16 protein-coding genes are annotated in these 19,598 nt (G+C 63.9%); 8 read left to right on the forward strand and 8 right to left on the reverse strand.

The features are described 5' to 3' along the window. The first annotated feature begins 402 nt into the window (after positions 1–402). Positions 403–1,470, forward strand: a complete 1,068-nt coding sequence (locus ACYOEI_RS12600) for a S1C family serine protease (protein WP_462849847.1) — start codon at positions 403–405, stop codon at positions 1,468–1,470. Between the two features lie 39 nt (positions 1,471–1,509). On the opposite strand, the gene ACYOEI_RS12605 is transcribed toward ACYOEI_RS12600, so the two are convergent. From ACYOEI_RS12605 to ACYOEI_RS12625, 5 genes are all read right to left on the reverse strand, one after another. Next, a complete protein-coding gene (locus ACYOEI_RS12605) occupies positions 1,510–2,865 on the reverse strand; it encodes a GH1 family beta-glucosidase (protein WP_462849848.1) in 1,356 nt (451 codons plus the stop codon). A 70-nt stretch (positions 2,866–2,935) separates the two neighbouring features. Next, the gene (locus ACYOEI_RS12610) at positions 2,936–4,834 is read right to left on the reverse strand and encodes a serine/threonine protein kinase (protein WP_462849849.1); all 1,899 of its coding nucleotides are present in this window, start codon (positions 4,832–4,834) and stop codon (positions 2,936–2,938) included. A 921-nt stretch (positions 4,835–5,755) separates the two neighbouring features. Continuing rightward, the gene (locus ACYOEI_RS12615; RefSeq protein WP_462849850.1) at positions 5,756–6,115 is read right to left on the reverse strand and encodes an STAS domain-containing protein; all 360 of its coding nucleotides are present in this window, start codon (positions 6,113–6,115) and stop codon (positions 5,756–5,758) included. Between the two features lie 264 nt (positions 6,116–6,379). Continuing rightward, positions 6,380–6,766: a hypothetical protein gene (locus tag ACYOEI_RS12620; RefSeq protein ID WP_462849851.1), complete on the reverse strand. Its 387-nt coding sequence runs from the start codon at positions 6,764–6,766 to the stop codon at positions 6,380–6,382. A 302-nt stretch (positions 6,767–7,068) separates the two neighbouring features. Beyond that, on the reverse strand, positions 7,069–7,413 hold the full coding sequence (locus ACYOEI_RS12625) for a hypothetical protein (RefSeq protein ID WP_462849852.1): 345 nt from the start codon (positions 7,411–7,413) through the stop codon (positions 7,069–7,071). A gap of 713 nt (positions 7,414–8,126) precedes the next feature. Between ACYOEI_RS12625 and ACYOEI_RS12630 the strand changes: the two genes are divergently transcribed. The 6 genes from ACYOEI_RS12630 to ACYOEI_RS12655 all read left to right on the forward strand — a co-directional run bounded on the left by ACYOEI_RS12630 (position 8,127) and on the right by ACYOEI_RS12655 (position 15,028). After that, positions 8,127–10,217, forward strand: coding sequence for a YfhO family protein (locus ACYOEI_RS12630; RefSeq protein ID WP_462849853.1), 2,091 nt, complete (start codon positions 8,127–8,129; stop codon positions 10,215–10,217). A 601-nt stretch (positions 10,218–10,818) separates the two neighbouring features. Next, entirely contained in the window at positions 10,819–11,862 is a 1,044-nt protein-coding gene (locus tag ACYOEI_RS12635; RefSeq protein WP_462849854.1) for a DUF1559 family PulG-like putative transporter, read from the forward strand. 102 nt (positions 11,863–11,964) lie between these two features. Further along, positions 11,965–12,171: a hypothetical protein gene (locus tag ACYOEI_RS12640; protein WP_462849855.1), complete on the forward strand. Its 207-nt coding sequence runs from the start codon at positions 11,965–11,967 to the stop codon at positions 12,169–12,171. A 220-nt stretch (positions 12,172–12,391) separates the two neighbouring features. After that, positions 12,392–12,970: an RNA polymerase sigma factor gene (locus ACYOEI_RS12645; RefSeq protein ID WP_462849856.1), complete on the forward strand. Its 579-nt coding sequence runs from the start codon at positions 12,392–12,394 to the stop codon at positions 12,968–12,970. Beyond that, positions 12,948–13,868 (forward strand): hypothetical protein, encoded by a 921-nt coding sequence (locus ACYOEI_RS12650; RefSeq protein WP_462849857.1) that lies wholly within the window; start codon positions 12,948–12,950, stop codon positions 13,866–13,868. Before ACYOEI_RS12645 ends, ACYOEI_RS12650 begins: the two co-directional genes overlap by 23 nt. Next, positions 13,865–15,028: a hypothetical protein gene (locus ACYOEI_RS12655; RefSeq protein WP_462849858.1), complete on the forward strand. Its 1,164-nt coding sequence runs from the start codon at positions 13,865–13,867 to the stop codon at positions 15,026–15,028. Before ACYOEI_RS12650 ends, ACYOEI_RS12655 begins: the two co-directional genes overlap by 4 nt. A 108-nt stretch (positions 15,029–15,136) precedes the next feature. Here the strand turns inward: ACYOEI_RS12655 and ACYOEI_RS12660 are convergent, their stop codons facing one another. From ACYOEI_RS12660 to ACYOEI_RS12670, 3 genes are all read right to left on the reverse strand, one after another. Further along, complete coding sequence (locus ACYOEI_RS12660; protein WP_462849859.1) at positions 15,137–16,069, reverse strand: uracil-DNA glycosylase; 933 nt, start codon at positions 16,067–16,069, stop codon at positions 15,137–15,139. Continuing rightward, positions 16,066–17,376: an NAD(P)/FAD-dependent oxidoreductase gene (locus tag ACYOEI_RS12665; protein ID WP_462849860.1), complete on the reverse strand. Its 1,311-nt coding sequence runs from the start codon at positions 17,374–17,376 to the stop codon at positions 16,066–16,068. Before ACYOEI_RS12665 ends, ACYOEI_RS12660 begins: the two co-directional genes overlap by 4 nt. Before the next feature lie 75 nt (positions 17,377–17,451). Next, positions 17,452–18,834: a HEAT repeat domain-containing protein gene (locus ACYOEI_RS12670; protein ID WP_462849861.1), complete on the reverse strand. Its 1,383-nt coding sequence runs from the start codon at positions 18,832–18,834 to the stop codon at positions 17,452–17,454. Positions 18,835–18,999: 165 nt separating this feature from the next. On the opposite strand from ACYOEI_RS12670, the gene ACYOEI_RS12675 reads away from it, so the two are divergent. Continuing rightward, on the forward strand, positions 19,000–19,512 hold the full coding sequence (locus ACYOEI_RS12675; RefSeq protein ID WP_462849862.1) for a MogA/MoaB family molybdenum cofactor biosynthesis protein: 513 nt from the start codon (positions 19,000–19,002) through the stop codon (positions 19,510–19,512). Positions 19,513–19,598: the final 86 nt, after the last annotated feature.

A 19,598-nucleotide genomic window follows, 5' to 3' on the forward strand; every position in this document is an offset into this window, starting at 1 on the left:
AGAGGAGACGGGTCGACATGGTAGGGAAACGATAATGGGCTTATGGGCTTTGCCGGCCGCAATTCGCCTCCATCCGTCCTTCGCGAAAAGCTCATGCCGATCGTATCGATGATTGACCCACCACGGCAAGGCCGTCCGCATTGATTCACCGGGCAACCGAGGGTCCTTGAGACGAGCGGGACCAAACCGATCCCTCCCTACCGAATTGTCGCAACTCGTCAAGGCTCCGTAAGCCGTTGGCCCCGTCCAGCAGGCTGACAACAGGCTCGGACCTGGCTCGGCACCTGGGTCCTGTGCAATCGACCAAGCCGCGGGTTGTCGAAGGAGAGCGCTCCTTGCCCGGAGGAATGGCGCTGCCTAGAGTTCCTCCAGATAGGGTCCCTTTGGAGGCGAAGCGAGCCCATGAGCACCGTCATCATCGCGAACGGCGGGTCGGTCGATCAGCCTCTTCCCAGGTTCGAGGCCACGCCGCCGCCGGGTCCAGGCTTGCAAGACGATAGCGAGATCCTGGATGCCTATTCGAGGGCGGTCACGCATGCCGTCGAACGCGTCAGCCCATCCGTGGTCCATATCACGGCGTATCAGCCGGTGCCCGGAGGAAGGTCCGGGGATCCTCGTCGGGGACGTGAGTCGCGAGGGAGCGGTTCGGGCTTCCTGTTCACGTCCAACGGCTACATCCTGACGAACAGTCACGTCGTGCATGGAGCAAGCCGGATCGGAGTCTTGCTCTCCGACGGTCGCCAACGCGACGCCGACCTCATCGGGGATGACCCCGAGACCGACCTCGCCGTGATCCGGGTCCACGAAGTCGGCCTCGTCCCCGCGGCCCTGGGTGATTCGCAGACCGTCCGAGTTGGGCAGTTGGCCGTCGCCATCGGCCACCCCTTGGGTTTCCAGTGCTCGGTCACCGCCGGTGTCGTCAGCGCACTCGGGAGGACGTTGCGGGCACGGTCCGGGAGGCTGATCGACGACGTCCTCCAGACCGACGCGGCCCTGAACCCTGGGAACTCGGGGGGGCCTCTCGTGACGTCGCGAGGTGAGGTGATCGGGGTGAATACCGCCGTGATTCTCCCCGCTCAGGGGCTCTGCTTCGCAATCGCAATCAATACGGCGAAATTCGTCGCCGGCCGACTCATCAAGGATGGCCGGGTGAGGAGGAGTCGCATCGGCGCTTCCGTCCAGACGGTGTCCCTCCCCGCGAGACTCGCCGCACGCTTGGGCTTGGGGAGCGACGGGGCGGGCGGAGTCCTGCTCATCGAGATCGAGGCCGGGGGCCCGGCCGACCGTGCGGGATTAGACGACTCCGATGTCATCATCGAATTCGGCAATCGTCCGATCTCAGGGATCGACGACCTGCACCGATTGCTGACCGAGGAACGCGTGGGCGAGCGGACCCCGATGCTCGTCTTGCGTAACGGCGAGGTCGTCCCGCTCGAGATCATCCCCGGCGAGGCGGGCCACCTGAATTGACGGGACGATCGATCCACGTTCCGCCGTCGTTCCAGGACGTCACACCACGCGGTTTTCTCGAAGGACGTCGGAGTACCAACGGGCGGAGAGCTTCGGCGTCCGCTTTTGCGTGGCGAAGTCGACGTGGACGATCCCGAATCGCTTGGAATACCCCTCGGCCCACTCGAAGTTGTCGAGGAGTGACCAAACGAAGTAGCCTCGGACGTCGTAGCCTTCCTCGACGGTGCGGTGGACGTCGATCAGGTAGTTCCTGAGGTACTCCCGGCGGTCGAGGTCGAGGACCTCGCCCTCGGGAGTCACCACGTCCGCGAACGCAGCGCCGTTCTCGGTCATATAAAAGGTCTTGACGCCGAAGACTTCGGAGGCGAAGCGGACCCCCCAGTACATCGATTGCGGCGTGACGTTGAGCCAGGGCAGATCGCCTTTGGGATACTGCCTGGGAAATTCGAGCACCTCCGGGAGGCCGTCCGCCCCCGCCCGGACGAAATCGCCGGCGTAGATGTTAAGCCCGAGGTAATCGGACGGTTGTGAGATCACTTCGAGGTCGCCGGGCTCGACGCGGGGGGCGTCCGGGCCGGCTTCCTTGAGGAAGGTGTCGGGATAGTGACCGAGGAAGACGGGGCCCATGAGCTGACGGTTGGTGCGCTCGTATTCGCGTCGAGCCGCGCTGATGTCGGGCTCGGTCTCCGAGACGGGGATCGGGGGTGCCGGGAGATGGTTGTGGACCAGGCCGACTTGGGCCCCTGCCCCTCCCCATTCTCGGACGGCGGCAACTCCGAACCCGTGCGCCAGCAGGGCATGGTGATAGCCCTGGTTGACCTGTTGGGACGACTCACGACGGCCCGGGGCGAATGTCCCGTTGCCGTAGCCATTGCCGATGAAACACGGCATTTCGTTGACGCTGAACCAGTGCCGAACCCGGTCGCCTAACCGCGTGACGACCGCCTCGGCATAGGGCCGAAAGGCCTCGGCCGTGTTCCGGACGAGCCATCCTCCGCGAGCCTCGAGGATCTGCGGCAAATCCCAGTGGAACAGCGTGACCCAGGGGGTGATTCCTCGGCCGAGCAATCCGTCGATGAGGCGGTCGTAGTAATCGAGACCGGGGGAGTTCGGTTTCCCGGTGCCGTCGGGAATCACCCGGGGCCACGCGACTGACATGCGGTAGTGGCGGATCCCCAGGTATTGCATGAGGTCGAAGTCGGCCTCGTAGCGATGATAATGATCGCAGGCGACGTCCGGTGTCTCTCCCCCTCGCACGTTACCGGGCCGGGCCGCGAAGTGATCCCAGATCGATTCGCCCCGTCCCCCTTCGCAACGACCCCCTTCGATCTGAAGCGCGGCGGTCGCCGCTCCCCATACGAAGCCTTGCGGAAAGCGGAACCTCGGCGTTGGCATCGGATTCGACGTCTCCCTGGCAAAAAACCTCGTCCTCGACTGCGACGATTCGTGTCGGGAGCCGTCGATCTTAACCTGCCTGGCGACGGGCGACGCCGAGTTGTCTCGGCCCCGGCTTGGGTAGACTACGCCTCACGACAGTCTCGAGACCAAGGATCTCAGGATTGGCATCGTTCGACGCCTCCTCGGGTTTACCGAGCACGCCCGACGACCGGATCTTCAGCCGAGGGACGCTGCGAGGGCGAGCCAACCGCGCCAGGAACCGTTCGGACAGAGACCGGAGACGGGCCAGGGGTTGCGTTGGAAGTGGGTTGCCCAGTTCGTCAGGCACTCGATTGATGGAATACGCGAGAGGATACGAAGGGATGGTGGAGTCGGGGCCAAATTCCGAGGGACAGTAGCCGACTTCGGATGCTGTAAAGACATGAAGAGACTCGACGATGACTTGCGGTTCTTCCTGGGAGCTCTGCTCGACGATTCTCGAGGCCCGGGGACGTCGGAGGATGATGAGGGCCATCAGCCCGAAGGCGGCCGCGGCCAGCACCGTCCGGTTCCCCTGGATCGGTTGAAGGATCCGCCCATGGAATGAGCTGGAGAGGGGGCCCCCGGCGACTCCGGCCTCCTCGGTCTGTCGACGAGGGGCTGGCAGGCTCGAGGCTGTTGAGGTTGTCGTCGTGCTCGGGCCTCGGCCCGGGGTCGACGCGAGGACCGCTCGTGCGAAGGTCGAGCAGTCGACGAAACGTTGCCGGGGATCCCTCGAGAGGGCCCTGTCGACCGCGACGGAGACGGACTCGGTGACCCCCGGACGGAGTCGACTCAGCGCGGGGGGCTCGCGAGTGAGCTGCTGGACGAGGACCGACATCGCGGTATGCCCCTGGAAGGGGCGCCGTCCGCTCAGCCACTCGTAGACGACGACCGCGAGGGCGTACTGGTCGGCCCTGCCGTCGATCGGCTGCCCGGAGACCTGTTCGGGGGCCATGTATCCCGGGGGCCCCATGGTGATCCCGGCCAGGGTCGGACCTTGGATCGGCTCGACGGCGGTCGCGGACGCGATCCCCTCGGCCAGCGCCAGCCGGCCGAGGTAAGCCTCTCCCCGATCGTCGAACAGGATGTTGTCGGGCCGGACGTCTCGATGGAGTCGGCCTCGCGTGTGGAGGAAGTCGAGCGCCTCCGCAACATCGGGGAGCCACGCGAGGAGCGACTCGAGTGTCGAGGCGGCCGGTCGGCCATCCCTTTCCGTCGGTCTCCGGAACCTCAAGCTTCCGCCCGAGAGGTGCGCCGCGACCGCGAACGGCGAGTCTCGGCGACGACCGACCTCCGTCACTTTCACGAGATGTGGATGGGTCAAGCTCGAAAGCTCCTGGACCTCTCGGACGAACCGATCCGAGAAGGCCGCCTCCCCCACCGCTGGGCGGTGGGGGACTTCGATGTCGACGTCGGCCTGAACCTCCCGGTCGCGGGCCCGGTAGGTCGAGCCCGAGGCGCCTTCTCCCAGCGCCTCGATGATTTGATAACGGCCATCGGAGAGCTCGAGACCCAACCAGGCGGCCTCCGAGGTCGATCCGTCGAATGAGGGCTGAACCCTGGGCGTCCTCGACGAGGCCTTTCGGCCCGAGTCGGGAGCCGATGCTCCGCCCGCACTCGCCGCGCCCGGTGGACCGCAGAATGCGATCGCCAGGAGTGAGGCCACGATCCAGGTCCGCGACGATTGTTTCAAAGGGGCCGAACGCCTCAAAACCGAATGCATGTGGATCCGCCTGGCCGACTCGAGGTCAAGCCGCTCGTACTCGGGACAGCGATGGAAACGGCCGTCAAACCTCGTCCGCGCGTGGTGGAACCAATACGACCCGAGCGCATTCTGGATCGTCTCACGCTCCCCCGAGGTCGGGTGGACGAGCGACTCGGACATCCTCAGGACGATCGTCCCGCACCGAGGGCACGACGCGATTGCGGGGAGTTGCAATGACATCTTCACAAACCCTTCCGTAAATCTTGGGACGGCGCCCGCGAGATCGGCACCCCACCAGTGCCCCGCGGGCTCGGTTTCGTCTGCGAGAGCATCTCCCCGCCCTCATCCCGTCGGTCTCAATGAGACTTCTTTCTTCATGCGTTGACGTGTGCCGCCCAGGAGCGGTTGTACTTTTTTCGAGACTTTGTATGTTCTCCCGAGCCAATGAAAATATGACCTTCCCGTTCGACCCCCACATCGATCGCCACGATTGCGCCTCGCAGGGCGCAGCGCTTCGGATGACGAACATGCGTTGCTTGCATATGGGCCCTGTCGTCAAAGTAAGATGACGAGGTGACCCTGCAAATCAGCCTGAATCCGGGTGGCAAACCCCTGAAAACGTCGAGAAAGCCGAGAATCGACGGGATGGTTTCTCGACGAGCCAGGTTACGAAGCGACCGTCCGACGACGAACCGGGACGCCTGGAATCCGTGATGTGAGTCGAGGCTGCATTGGGCCGTCGAGTACGATGCGACAGACGACTGACGGGCCGACTCGGGCACGCGAGATTTGAGCAAACAAAGTGCCGAGGACGACGGCTTCGGTCGGGATTTTATGATAAGTTGCCTTCCCGTTCAACCCCACTCTCAAATCCGTCAGGATCGTCCGGGACGGCTCGTTGGGGAGAGAACGGGATTCGGCATGATATGTGGGAAGTCAAGTCTCACGGGCGTCGAGCACGACCGATCCGCTATTCATGCCATGGCCGGTTCGCACGATTTCCTGATGAGGGTCGGCAGCGGATGGGTCGGTCGGCCTTTGAATTTGAGGATGCTGGAAGGGTGTGAATGATTGCGAAATGAGATGGGCAATCGATGAAGCCGGCGTCAAAAACGAGGTGGCCGGCCGTTCCCAACGGGAACGGGGTCGGCGACCTCGGGTTCAGAATGCGTCGAGCGCGAGGTACTCCTCGGGATAGACTTCGAAGAGTCGGTCGAACCTCGTGATGCGGAAGATGGGCTCGAGGTCCGGACTGAGCCCGCAAATCTTCAGCCGACCGCCGATGCCGGAGACTCGTCGAGAGACCTTCAGCAAGACCGCGAGCATCGTGCTGGACATGCTGCGCACTTCTCGGAAGTTGAGCAGCACGCTCGAAGGCCGAGAGCCGTCGACCAGGCCGATCAGTTCCGACTCGACCTCGAAGAGGACCTCCTCGGAGACCAATTGCGTATTCGTAAAGCTCGCGATCATGACCCCTTGAACGGTCTCCACGAGCAGTTGAGGACTCGTCGTTTCAATCATCGTCTCCCCGCAGGCTCATTGTTCAGATCCCTGGACTCGTCGATCCGCATAAATGATGCGTCGAAGGCCGTGGATGCCGGACCCTCGTGCCCCTGGACACAGGAACCGAGGCGAAAGTTCGCAAGGACGTCACCACCCAATTTAACCGGCCCACGAAACCGTGTGTTGAGGTTTGCGGGCGGTCATGACGCCTCATATATACCTCGCCCCTCCCGACGTCAGGAGTCGAGAGGGGCGGACCTACCGTTGTCGAAGCGGCCAATTTCAGGGCATGCGGGAATGTGACATGGCGTCGCGAATCCGCTGGAGATCCGGGTCATATCCCGACTCGACGTCGGGAGGGTGCCAACCGATCGACGAGACTTTGGGGCGTTCGTTCGTCGACGTCTCGTCCGGAAGCAAGGGACTCGTCGCCAGGGCCGGACGTCGGCCGAGGTCCCAGAAACCTGGGAAACTATTGGGCTCGGACCGCTCCAGGGCATTGAACAGGAGTTGGACCTCAGCCCGCTGCGCCGCGTCGATCGAGACCGTCATCCAGGGGGTCGTCGACGGGTGGGCCTGAAACTCGTGGGGCCCGAAACCGAGATACGACATCCATTCCTGGGCACGGGCCAGCGACTTGAGATGGGCGAAATGGTGAATGAAATACATGCGACTTCACCTCGTTCTGAGAGGGAAAGGAGTCCGACGGGGGATCAACTCGCCGAAGCGAGATACGAGTTCGCAGGGCCGGTCGAGAGGCCCGGTCGTGTCGGGGCGGAGGCGACACTCGCCGCCCGAACGTCCTCGCTCGCCGGTGCCATCGTGGCCACACGGGCGAAAGCTCGAACACGTTTCGGGACCGAGGAGCGACGCCGGCCCGAGTTCGCGAGTCTTGGCCTCACGTGGCCCCTTCGAATCCAGGGCCAAGAGGCTCACGACACGCGGCGAACGTTGATAAACGTCGGGGGGGCTCAGCAGAGGAGGGGAAGTGTGCGTGAAGGGTTTCGGAAAGGATGGCACCCTATCTCAACGATCCTGACCATCGTCTCGATCTGGACGTCGTCCAGAGGCGACGGCAGCGTGTACGCAGCCTGGAGCAAGTCGTCCTCGGCGGACTCCTCCTCATCCTCCAGGGAGGCGTTTACGCCAACAAGTCGACGATCGTCAGGTGTCGGCAAGTCTAGAGGCTGGTGCAGCACGAAGTCTTGCGCAAGCACCGTGGATGCCGCGTCCGACCGGAGGGGGAGCGATCCCGAGACGCCTCCGGGCGAGAGCCAGGGCAGAGACCAGAAGATCAAGATCGGGATGAGCTTCATGAGTCGAAGTCGATCCTTATCGTAGACCTAACGATTGGCTCTTACTTACTTCCACATTCTTAGGACGTTGTCAAGGCCGGTGAACCTCGAACCAGTCGCGCACTCATCGATCGCGCACCCCGGTTCTTTCCAAAGCGTCGAACGTGCGTCGGTGGTCCCGACAAATCTCGGCAGGCCGCGTTTGTTTAATTGGGACCCCCTCATCAGACGAATCGAATCTTCGTCAATCGTGGGCTTATGAATTTTCGGAGACGGCCCACACTGCGTTCTTAATTACGATCAACGATACTTGCTTCCGGCCTGTTCGCACGAACTCGCCCGTTCGGATTCGCGATGAGAGGCTGTGAACCTCGCCGCGTTGCGAAGAGATTCTCGAACATTTCGAGTGTGTCTCCTCTTGCTGATGATCGGACGGTGCCGGAGACTGGCGAGAATCGAAATCCGACGTCTCCGACGATCGACCCAGGGTTGGATCGGGTCCGCAAAAGCCCGTCCTGCGGACCCCGATCGTCGTCCCGGGACTCGTGTTCCGTCGCGTTTTCGGCGACCAGGCTTCCCCCTTTTCGACGGTCCGGTTCGCGCGTCGATCCGCTCCTTTTCTCACGAGGTTGGCCCGAAGCGTCATGTGGTTCGACTCTCGGCGAGGCTCATCGCTCCGACTCTGGCCTTGTCTCTTGGCTGCCGCTGGCGTGCTGGCTTACCTGGCAGGACCCATGCTTGACCGGCAAGTCTACACGACCGCCGATCTTGTGGATTTCCATCTCCCGCTCCGCGATTTCTACGCGAAGTGCCTGGCGGCATGGGAGAGCCCGGCCTGGTGCCCCAACCTCCTCTGCGGCTTCTATATCCATGGTGAAGGCCAGGTGGGGATGGCCCATCCGCTCCACGTGTTGCTCTATGCACTGCTTCCCCTCGATCTGGCCTTGAACGCCGAGTGGCTGGTGAGTTATCCGTTCGCGTTCGCCGGGATGGCATGGTTTCTCCATCGTCGAGGGCTTGGGGCGGGTGCTGCGGGGTTTGGCGGGCTCCTTTTCGCGTTCTGTGGATTCAATATTCTCAGATATCTTCATTTAAACTACCTTGAGCCGTTTGTCCACGCTCCCTGGCTTCTGGCGACGTCCGATCTACTCCTGACCGGTCCACCGAGGCGGGCGCGACGGGCCTTCGGCGGGCTTGCATTGCTGACGGCCTCGGCCTTCCTCCTGGGCCAACCCCAAATCGTCTACTTCGTCGGACTGGTCGAGCTGGCATACTTGTCATGGCGGTTCGGCGTGGACCCGCGTGCGACCTGGCGAAGGGTCCCCTGGTGGGTCCTGGCCAAGGGCCTGGGCGTCCTGATCGCCGGAGTACAGTTGCTGCCGACGCTCGACGCCAAATCCTACTCGGTGCGGGACGTGGGTTCGGCAGCCTTCTCCATGACCTTCTCGATCAACCCTGCGAACTCGGTCCAGTTCATGGCCCCTTATTTCTACAAGTCTCGCTCTCTCGGCGACCGAGACGGGACGGGCCGGAACTGGTACGGCAACGACGATAGCCTCCGGCAGGAATACGGCCTCTATAACGGGGCACTTCCTTGGGTCTTGCTGGCCTGGCTGTTCGTCCGAAGGCGTGACAGCACGGTCGGGAGAGGGCTGGTGGCCTGGTCCCTGGTCGTCGGCTCCGTGGCGATGCTGCTGGCGCTCGGCAGATATACACCACTTTATAGTCTCTACTTGAAGGTCGTCCCCCTGAGCAATCTATTCCGGGGCCCGAGCCGATTCGTGGGGATCGTCCACCTTGCCCTCGCAATCGTGGCGGCCGTGGGCGCCTCGGATCTGGCCGAGGACCGCGAGCCTATGCGTTGGGCGAGGCTCTGGCCATTGCTGTTACCACTGTCGGTTTCCGTCCTGGTTACGCTTTGGCTCTGGTCCGAAGCCCGGAGGGCGCCCGAAGCGTCGCTCTGGGTCTCCTCGGCCAAGGGCATCGTCCTGGGACCTCTCCTCATGGGGGTCGCGACCCTTGGGGTGGCCGCGGCCGCTCGAGGTTTCAAGTTCGCCTTACCGGCGCTCGTTCTCTTCGCCGCGGTCGATCAGGTCACGTTCGCCCGCGACTACCTCGGGTTGAATGAAACGAAGCGCGTCGACGAGGTCGTCGCGACGATGACACCCCGTCTCCCCGGCCCGACCTCCGGACGAATCGCGACCGACCGCCGACCCAACCTCGGGATGCTGACCGGGCAAAAACTGGTGGGTGGCTACGTGGCGTTGACGCCTCGACGGTCGCTCAACTACGACTGGCCCCTCGCGCTTCGCGTCGCCGGCGCGTCGTGGGTCCAGGGCAAGGACGGGCGTTGGACTTCGGTCTCGGGACCACTTCCTCGGGCGCGGCTCGTCACTCGAGCCGTCGTCGGCAGCGACGCCGACGTCGAACTGGATCGGATCGATCCAGCCCAGGTCGCGGTCGTTCCCGAACCCTTGGACCTTGGCGGAAGCGAGCCCGGCGAGGCAGCTTTAACCACGGACCGTCCCGGACAGATCCATGTCTCGACACAGTCCGGCTCTCGCCAACTCCTCGTCGTCTCCGAATCATTCCACGACGGCTGGCGACTCACCGTCGACGGCCGCGAGGCGCCGGTCATCCGTGTTTATGGCGACTTCCTCGGCGCCTTGGTCGGTCCGGGACGCCACCTCGTCACGTTCGACTTCCATCCGGCCAGCCTCCGAAACGGTATGGTTACTTCCGCTTTGGGACTAATCCTGCTGCTTATTTCGATGGGGGTGCCCCTGCGCGAATCCGCGCCGGTGGCGGAGGCCCTCCCGATTTGATGCCAGTTCCCGAGAATTCAGACGGGCCGAGCACGGGACCCGCGTCCGGCGGCCAGGGAAATTGCGGAATCCCTCTAAACTTCGCAGAACCTTGAATTTCACCTGTTGATCCAGATTGCCTCCTTTCGCCCCAGAAGTTGTTTCTCAAACGAACATAGTCTCGTCGAATCAAACGTCGAAGAAACCCTATCGCCACGTCGAAGGCAACCGGGAGGCACCGGCAATGCCGCGTCGTGGCCAGCGACGATCGAGTGCCTCTCGACGAGAGCGCCGGGCTTACTCGGGATGTGCTGTCACGCCCGGCGCATTAGATCTTGCGTCGGGGCCTCGATTCGAACCAATGGACATGCCAACCTCTCCCAATCCTTGGCATCGACGAGCAACGCCCCGCCGGATCGCGGGCGGCACGGGCGAAGGTCGAGCTCGCGAGACTTCGAGAGCTTACTGAGAGCTCTGGGCCGCGGCTGAAAACTCCCCAGGTTGTACCTCGGCTGGTTTACGGTCTCGCGAATCGAGCCCTGGCCATCAGTGGATGTCGAAGCGGCCGGGATGTCCCGGCGGCTTCCGAGATGCCGTGCGCCGAAATTGAGGAGAATCCCGAGTGAGTCGCCAACGAGGTTTCACGCTCATCGAGTTGCTCGTCGTCATCGCGATCATTGCTGTCCTGATCGCCCTCCTCCTGCCCGCCGTGCAATCGGCGCGCGAGGCCGCCCGACGCGCCCAATGTGTCAACAACCTGAAGCAGTTGGGCCTGGCTGCGCACAACTACATCTCGGTCTACAATACGATGCCGTATCAGTGCATGCCCACCTTCCAGCCTGGCTCCACGAACGCCGACCAGTGGAGCATCGGCTGGTACGTCTCCGTGCTCCCGCAGTTGGAACAGCAGCCGCTTTTCAACGCGGTGAACTTCTCGCAGAGCACCTGGGCCGTGGCCCAGACGACCGCGGCCTACACGCAGATCTCGGCATGGCTCTGCCCTTCCGAGAGTCAGACTCAACGCCTCTCGGGCGGTTATTTCATGGCCAACTACGTGGGCAACTACGGTGGCCCGTTCGCGCTCAGCATCTATTCGGGGACGATCCTCCCGACTGCGGACCTGGCGTACTCCACGTACCTTTCGCCGGTCGGGCCGGTGACGATGGCGTCGATCACCGACGGGACGTCCAACACGTCGCTCTTCAGCGAGCGACTCCTCGCCCTGCCGAACTTCCCGACGATCCCCGCCGGCTCATCCAACTCGAAGCGGGCCCTCTACGTCAGCTCCGTTTCTGCCAATGCCAACACTGGGCCCGCATCGGCCCTGGCCTTCGCGCAGGCCTGCAAGAACACCAACCAGAACTCGACGCTCGTGAGCGGCCCGGGTCAGTATGCCTTCGTCGCGTACCCGCTTCACCTCGCGTTCACCAGCTTCAACCACGTGACCCCGCCCAACTCGGTGCCGTGCATCGACCCCGCCGATGAGTCCTACTTCATCGTCGGCCCGGGCGGCGCGGCCCCGCCCACGAGCAATCACGCCGGCGGCGTCAACATCGGCATGTGCGACGGCTCGGTCAAGTTCGTCAAGGACACGATCGGCTACCAAACGTGGTGGGCCCTCGGCACACGGAATCTCGGCGAAGTCGTCAGCTCGGACGCCTATTGAAATGATATGGGAAGCGGCCGACGCGCCGGTTCCTGCCTTCGTGGGAGATCACGAACGCACGTTCGGCCGACGAGTCGGCCCTCAAGGCCTGGGGATCCTATTATGAAGACGCGTTCCGTGAGACTCGGCCTCATCTTGGTCTGTGCCTCGTTCGTGGGCTGTGGCGGGATGAAAGAAGGGATGCCATCGCAAGTCCCTACCGAGGCCCCCAAGCCTCCCGAGGAGTTGACACGGAAGATGGAAGAGCACAAGAAGAAGATGCGGGCCGCTCGCCATCCCTCGAAACGTGGGGCGTTCCCGAGGATCTGACACGCCCCTTCCGTTCTGAAGAGCGCCCGGCGGTGTGATGGCTTCGTCAACGAAGCTCATCCCCACTTGCCGGGCGTTTCGCATTTCGAACCCGGCGGTCTGAGTTCGGGCGAAGAAGAGGGGATGGGGACGTGTCGTCCGATTTTTTTCTCGTCTCGCTCACAACTCGAGGGGTCGCGGTACAACTACTCCGGGTTCGAGATCTCTGGAGAAATGCCTCGTGGACGATTCGGCAACCTCGGTTGGAGGCGGGGTGGACGCGAGGGCTTCTCAGGAGGCCTTCGTCGTCGCGTCCTATGGAGGGCTCTACCGCTGGTTTTTCCGGGTCACGGCCTCGCCCGAGGTGTCCGCCGACCTGACCCAGGCCACATTCGCCGCATTCTGGACGTCGGCGGGGCAGCGGAAGCCCCACGTCTCCGAGACGACCTGGCTGTATGCGATCGGGCGTAATCTCTGGCGCAAGTGGCTCCGCGACCGCAAGGCTCATTCGTCCGAGGCGTTGGATCAAGTCCGCGCCGACGGTCGTTCGCCGGAAGAACGAGCCGAGGATCGCGAATTCGATGAGGCCGCCCGACGCGCGGTTGCCGCGCTCCCCCCCGACCTTCGGGAAGTCTTCACGCTCCGATTCTGGAGCGAGTTCAGTTACGAGCAGATCGGCGACATCCAGGGCGTCGAAGCCGGACTGGTGCGCTGGCGCTACTTCGCGGCCCGGCGTCGCTTGCACCACGCGCTCGCCGCGTGGGATCCGGATCGGGCTCGAACCCAGGAGGATGGTCATGTCAGATTCCATGAATCTTGAACCGAGGGATTCACCCCCGACCGGGCTCGACGCCGCGTTGCGGACGACCCTCGAAATTCCCCTACCGGTCGGCCTCCTCGCTTCCTGCCTGGCGACCGTTCCCGAGCCGATCGTCAGGCGATCTGGAAGCTCCTTCCGTCGTCCGCTCGTGGCCTTCTGGGCGGCCGCAGCCATCGTGTTTGTCATGGTTGGCGGCTATCTGATGTGGCCCAGGAAGGCCGACGCCGCCGAGTTGCTACACGGGGTGAAAGCCGCCTGGGTCGCGGTCCCCGCGCTGCATCAGGTGGTCCGGATCCAGGCCTCGGGGGGCACCCGGACCGAGGAATCCTGGGTTGTTCGGCACGGAGGCTTCCGTCAGGAGACTCGTCACGGTGACGAGCTCGTCGCCGTCGTCGTCAAAAACGCCCGTTGGGAGTTCCGTTGGGACGTACGCAGTCGCGTGGTCGCCGCGTGGTCGACCGCCCTCGACTCGGCGCGACACGACCCGAGCCACCAGGGATTGGTGTTGGACCGCGATGACTTCGAAGCGTGGGCCCGGGCACATCGCGCCGAGATCGACATCGACTCCGACTCGCTCGACGGGCGCGAGGTACGCAGGGTCCAACTCCGTTGGGCAGGCGGAGGGGTGACCCAAACCTCCTCGGTCTGGTTCGACCCCGGCTCGCTCCTCCCTTTAAAACAGGTCTCGCAAGGGACCGACGGCACGGCCTTTGAGACCGTGCTCGACTATCCCAAGCCCGACGCCATCGCGGGGGACCTGTTCGACTTCGCCATGCCCCGCGACGTCCTCCTCGAAGTCAACGACCCCGATCTCGGCCGATCGCTCTATTCCCAAGCACAACCTCGGAAGTCCGTCCCAGGCCCAATCTCTCATCCCAAAGAAGGAGTCGAACGATGATCCATAGGATCCGACCGCGACGGAGACGGCTCGCCTTGACCTCCCTGGCCCTCGTGGCGAGCGCCGTGGCCTGGGCGAGCGCCTCGGCCGGGGATTCGCCCGAAGTCCGCGAACTCAAGGAGCAGGTTGCCCGCCAGGCCAAACGGATCTCGAGCCTCGAGGTGTCGTACACGCTCGAGACCACGAGCAACCTGAAGCCGGCCGAGCTCCTCAAGCTCGTCGAGTACCGGAATCAGATGTATCTCGCGAACGACGAATGGACCGTCGCCTTCAAGGGAGAGATGCGATTCACCCATCAACTCCAGCCGGCCCGCGTGGAATACTTGAGCGCGACCGACGAATATGGGCTCGTCCCGCCGCAACCGGTCGACCCGAAGGCTCCCGAGTTCATTCAATCACAGCAAAAGCAGATCAAGAAAGAATACGATCAGGCCATCGCCACGATGAAGGCCCTGGAGGCGACGGGCGTGCCCAGGCAAAAGAAGAAGGATCCCGGACTACTCGATCCGATGGAGCGTGACGTCACCCGGGGATACAACGGGCGAACGCTCTGGATGCGACGGCCGCGTGACGCGAGGTCGAACGAGGTCCAGGTCTGGCCGTTGCTGTCGAAGCCAATGCACTGGTTCGGTCGGTCGACCTATCTCTGCGGGGTCGGCCTCCAACCCGCCGACACGACGTCCAAGGGTCACTCCACGGAGTGGACGATGACGATGTGCCGCCTCGCCGATTGGTTTGCGGGACACACCTACGCGATCGAGAAGACCGAGGCTTTCGACGGCTCGACATGCGTGGTCTTGAAGGGCAGCCTCAACTCACTCCTGAGCCCCACCTTGCTGACCGGAGACATGGCCGATCGGATCTGGATCGACCGCGACCATGGCTTCGTCATGCGAAAGCGTGAGTTGTCGAAGGACGGGCGGGTCTCCATGCGTTGGGAGAATTCGGAGCTTCGCGAGGTCGATCCCGGCCTCTGGCTCCCCATGACGGTGCGACAGGATCGGTTCGCCGAGGATGCCCCCCTCGCCTGGCAGGGGAAGCCGGTCGTGACCGAGGTGATCCGAGTCAAGACCATCGAACTCAACAACGTCCCCGACGACCGCTTCGACATGGTCCCCAGGAAGAACGACGTTGTGGAAGATCTGAGAGGAATCTTCTGAACGAAGCGGCTGGCCTGAGGAAAAGGGCCGTCGGCCTCGATTGAGGTCGGCGGCCTTTCGCACTGGGCCTTCCCGGGGACCGCGACCGAGTTTGTCGCTGCAGAGTTCTCAACTCTTCTTGCGATTCGGCGGCGTTAATCCCATCTGTTTCATCAGGATCTGCAGATCTTCCCAGGCGTCCTTCTTGGCCGCGGGGTTGCGGAGCAGATAGGACGGGTGGTAGGTCACCAGGGTGAGGATCCCCCGGTAGCGATGCCACTTGCCCCGGAGTCGCGACATCGGCAGGACGGTGTCGAGCAGGGTCTGCGACGCGATCCGCCCGAGGAGGCAGAGGAACTCGGGGCGGACGATCGCGATCTGTCGTTCGAGGTAGGGGAGGCAATGGGCGATCTCGCCGGGCTCCGGGTCGCGATTTCCGGGGGGCCGCGACTTGAGGATGTTGGCGATGTAGACGTCGGCCCGGTCGAGGCCCATCCCCTTGGTGATCATGTCGGTGAGCAGCATCCCGGCCTTGCCCACGAACGGCTGCCCGGTCCGGTCTTCGTTTGCGCCGGGGGCCTCACCGATGAACATCAATCGGGCTGTGGGTGAACCCGAGCCGAAGACGGTTTTGGTCCGGGTCGAGGCGAGGTGAGGGCAACGCTCGCACACGGCCACTTCAGCGGCCAGTGTCGCGAGTTGGTTGGCGCGCTCCTCGGGAACGATGACCGGCCCGGCAATCTCGGTCTCTCCGAAGAGCGATGCGGTGGGCATCACGATCGGGGCCGATGGCACGAGCGGCGTCGAGGGCCCGGTCGGCCTCCGAGGAGGCTCAGCAGGCGTGGGCGGAGGCGAAGGCGGTCGAACGGGTTCCGTCGCCGGGGCCGGTCGTGGGAGTTCGGGCCTGGGCGTGATGGTCCGAGGCGAAGGGGCCGCGGGGATCGCGATCGATCGGAGGTCCGGCGCGGGCACACGATCGACCCCCGCCCGACCAAGCGATTCGAGTCGCTGCCGGACCTCGCGGATCATCCGGTATCGTTCTACCGTGGCCACGTCGGTCACGAGGAGGCTCCATCGCCGTGAGACGCCGAGGCAAGCCGCTCCGCCCCGTCGCCCAGTTCGTGGGTGGGGTTTCCGGTGATGAGGCGTGCCCCTCGCTCGTACGTCATGTAAGACCAGGTCCATTCGAAGAGGACGACGAATCGATTCCGGAAGCCGATCAGGAAGAAGATGTGGATGCAGAGCCAGGCGAGCCAGGCAATCAGACCCGAGAGTTTGATGCGACCCAGGTCGGCCACGGCGGCCGCTCGTCCGATCGTCGCCAGGGACCCCTTGTCGTTGTAGCGGAATGGGAGGGTGGGAAGGCCTCGGAGCGACCGCAGGACGTTGCGGGCGGCATGTTTCGCCTCCTGCATCGCGGCCGGGGCGACTCCCGGGACCGGATTCCCGTCTTGCTCCAGGCTCGCAAGGTCTCCGACCACGTAGACGTCGTCCCGACCGGGGATCCTGAGGTCTGGCTCGACCTTCACCCTCCCGGCGCGGTCGAGGGGAGCCCCGAGCGTTTTCGCCAACGGCGAGGCCGCGACCCCGGCCGCCCACAGGACCGTACGTGCCTCGATCCGATGGTCGCCGATCGTGACCCCTTCGGCGTCGATCCCGGTGACCATCTGGTCGGTCCGAACGTCGACACCGAGCCTCTCGAGCTGATGTTTCGCCTTCTCCGAGAGCGATTCGACGTAGGTGGGCAGCACCCGGGATGACCCTTCGAGGAGGATCACCTTCGCCTGGGTCGGGTCGATGTGCCGGAAGTCCCGGGCCAGGGCGTGCCGGGCGATCTCGGTCAATGCCCCCGCCAGTTCGACCCCCGTCGGACCGCCGCCTACGATCACGAAGGTCAACCAGTCGTGTCGCTGGGTCGGGTCGGTCTCGCGTTCGGCGGCCTCGAAGGCGTAGAGGATTCGGCGACGGATCTCGAGGGCGTCGGTGATGGACTTGAGCCCTGGCGCGAAAGGAGCCCACTCGTCTCGCCCGAAATAGGAATGCGTCGCGCCGGTGGCGATGATGAGGTAGTCGTAAGCGATCGAACGGTCGTCGAGGTTGACGGTCTTCGACTCGACGTCAATGGACGACGCTTCGGCGAGCAGGACCTCGGCGTTCTTCTGCCCGCGGAGGACGCGGCGGATCGGCGACGCAATGTCGCTTGGGCTGAGGCCCGCCGTGGCCACCTGGTAGAGCAAGGGTTGGAACAAGTGATGATTTTGTCGGTCGATCACAATCAGGCGGACGGGGGCATGCCTCAGCTCGAGTGCCGCGTTGAGGCCGCCGAACCCACCGCCGATGATCACGACCCGGGGCAAATTCGCGTTCATGTCGTCACCAGGAGAATCCGTCCAAACGGTCGCCCGGCGCATTGATTCAAGGTCGGGCGGCCGGCCGCGGTCCCGTTATGGTTGAGGGACTTTGCGGACAGGGGTACGGTCGGGGTGGAACGATGTGGCGGCCCAACGCTTCCAGGTCGCGATGTCGTAGCCGAAGTCCTGCCCGGTGAGTCTCACCAGTGCAGAGAGCACCTCGACGTTCCGGAACGTGTACGTCGCGACCTTCGCCTCAGGCCCTCGGGGACTGGAGGGGCTTGCCCCTCCTGCCGACAACGAGAACCCGGAATTCACCCAGGGGACCTGTGTCGCGCCGTAAGCCACCACGCCGGGTCCGACCACGGGCCCGGTCAGGAGACCGAGAGAGCTTCCATTGGTGTAGATCGGCACCCCGCTCCGCTGACTTGGGTCGAGCGACCCGAGACCGTTGCCCGGCCCACTCGAGCTGGGGACCAAAACCACTTCATATCGGGTGGTTAATAGAGCCGGAATCAGCTTCGGGGCCGCGGAGACCGCGCCGAGGTTCGAGAGGGCCCATGCGGCTCGGTTGATAATCTCAGGGCTTGTGGACTGCAACGCGCGGACCAATCCCGGGACCACGTTCGCCTCCTGGCGTCGCTCCAGCTCCGTGAGGGTCGTATGCCTCACCTCCGAGTCGGGCTCGGCCAGGATCCGATTCACCAACCCTGCCGCCGCTTCCGGCCCCGGGATCACGCCTAACACGTGGTCGAGGAGCATCCGGAACTCGGCCTCGTCCTCGCCGAGGACCCGGATCAGTGGCTTGACCGCGACCGGGTCGCGGATCTCCATCAACTGCTGCTCGGCCTCACGGCCGCGGTCGCTCGCCCCCGAGGCGATCGCCTGGCGGAGGATTCGGATCCTCCGGACCCACGACGTCTGGACCGCGGACTCGGCCACCAGGGCCTCGCGATGCTCCTTCTCTTCCTTCGTGATCCACTTGCCCTTGTATTTCACCAGGCCCTGGGCCTCGCGAACTTCGTCGGCGTTGAGCCAACGGTCGCCGAAGAGCACGTGCCCGAGCTCCTTGTGGGCCGGGCCAAACTCCTTGTCCTGGGCCACCGCCAACTCATAATGGACCGTCGCCAGGTCCGCCAGCTTGTGCTCCTTGCACCAGCGGCCAAGGTCGTACTGTGCCTGGGCCGTCGGCTGGACCTTTGCCCTCTTGACGACGTACTCGTCCAGGGCGCTCGGCTCGCTCACGACCTCGAGGATTTGCGGCTTCTGGAGATTCAGCGGTGTTTTTCCGGTCTCGGTCAGGACGATCACTCGACCGGGGTGGGCGGTGTCCGGGATGACTTTGCCCCGGATCTGCCCCCCGCCTCGCAACGAGATCCGATCCGCCTGACATTCTTCGACCAGGAAAACGGTCGGGATCAAGACGATCGAAAGGGCCGCGACCCGCAGGTTTCCAGGAAGGCTCATTTCGGCCATGCGTTCCGACCTCCATCCCGCGTGTTGCGGAGGGAACTCTACCGCAGATCCAGGCCGACCCCTATTTTACGAGGGGTGAGGGGAGCCCGACAATCGCAAGCCGGCATCGGCACGTATTTGGTTAAAAAGGCCTTTTGCTTGGTCTGCGTAAAATGGAGAAACCGAATGAGCCAGGCCGTCGCCGAACACCACGCCGCCGCACCGAAATCGTTGAATCTCGCCGTGTTGACCGTCTCGGACACGAGGACTCGAGAGACGGATACCTCGGGCGCACTGATCGTCGAGTTGGCGGAAAGCGCAGGCCATCGCGTCCTCGACCGTGAGATCGTGCCCGACGAACCCGAGAGGATGCGACCACTTTTGGTTGGGTTCGCTCGAAGAAAAGACATCGACGCGATCCTCGTCACCGGCGGGACGGGGATCAGTCCCCGCGACCAGACCTACGAGACCGTCTCCGCCTTATTGACCAAGCCCCTGCCCGGTTATGGCGAACTTTTTCGCATGCTGAGCTATGCCGAGATCGGCCCCGCCTGCCTCCTGAGCCGGGCGATCGGCGGCCTGATCGGACCCTCGGTCATCCTCGTGATGCCCGGCTCTCGGGCCGCCGTCCAACTCGCGATGACGAAGATCATCCTGCCCGAGCTCGGGCACCTCGTCCGCGAGGCTCGTAAGCATTGACGACCGAAGGACCGACTTATTCGAGAGGGCCGGCGTATTTGGCCCAACGGCAGGAGATGGTGGAGCCTCGCGAGGGATGTCTCGAA

This window comes from Singulisphaera rosea, from assembly GCF_054877945.1.

What these genes read in the sequence shown, in the direction of transcription:
- ACYOEI_RS12600 (WP_462849847.1), top strand. Translation starts at nt 403, where the DNA reads ATGAGCACCGTCATCATCGCGAACGGCGGGTCGGTCGATCAGCCTCTT.
- ACYOEI_RS12605 (WP_462849848.1), bottom strand. Translation starts at nt 2,865, where the DNA reads ATGCCAACGCCGAGGTTCCGCTTTCCGCAAGGCTTCGTATGGGGAGCG.
- ACYOEI_RS12610 (WP_462849849.1), bottom strand. Translation starts at nt 4,834, where the DNA reads ATGTCATTGCAACTCCCCGCAATCGCGTCGTGCCCTCGGTGCGGGACG.
- ACYOEI_RS12615 (WP_462849850.1), bottom strand. Translation starts at nt 6,115, where the DNA reads ATGATTGAAACGACGAGTCCTCAACTGCTCGTGGAGACCGTTCAAGGG.
- ACYOEI_RS12620 (WP_462849851.1), bottom strand. Translation starts at nt 6,766, where the DNA reads ATGTATTTCATTCACCATTTCGCCCATCTCAAGTCGCTGGCCCGTGCC.
- ACYOEI_RS12625 (WP_462849852.1), bottom strand. Translation starts at nt 7,413, where the DNA reads ATGAAGCTCATCCCGATCTTGATCTTCTGGTCTCTGCCCTGGCTCTCG.
- ACYOEI_RS12630 (WP_462849853.1), top strand. Translation starts at nt 8,127, where the DNA reads ATGCTTGACCGGCAAGTCTACACGACCGCCGATCTTGTGGATTTCCAT.
- ACYOEI_RS12640 (WP_462849855.1), top strand. Translation starts at nt 11,965, where the DNA reads ATGAAGACGCGTTCCGTGAGACTCGGCCTCATCTTGGTCTGTGCCTCG.
- ACYOEI_RS12650 (WP_462849857.1), top strand. Translation starts at nt 12,948, where the DNA reads ATGTCAGATTCCATGAATCTTGAACCGAGGGATTCACCCCCGACCGGG.
- ACYOEI_RS12655 (WP_462849858.1), top strand. Translation starts at nt 13,865, where the DNA reads ATGATCCATAGGATCCGACCGCGACGGAGACGGCTCGCCTTGACCTCC.
- ACYOEI_RS12665 (WP_462849860.1), bottom strand. Translation starts at nt 17,376, where the DNA reads ATGAACGCGAATTTGCCCCGGGTCGTGATCATCGGCGGTGGGTTCGGC.
- ACYOEI_RS12670 (WP_462849861.1), bottom strand. Translation starts at nt 18,834, where the DNA reads ATGGCCGAAATGAGCCTTCCTGGAAACCTGCGGGTCGCGGCCCTTTCG.
- ACYOEI_RS12675 (WP_462849862.1), top strand. Translation starts at nt 19,000, where the DNA reads ATGAGCCAGGCCGTCGCCGAACACCACGCCGCCGCACCGAAATCGTTG.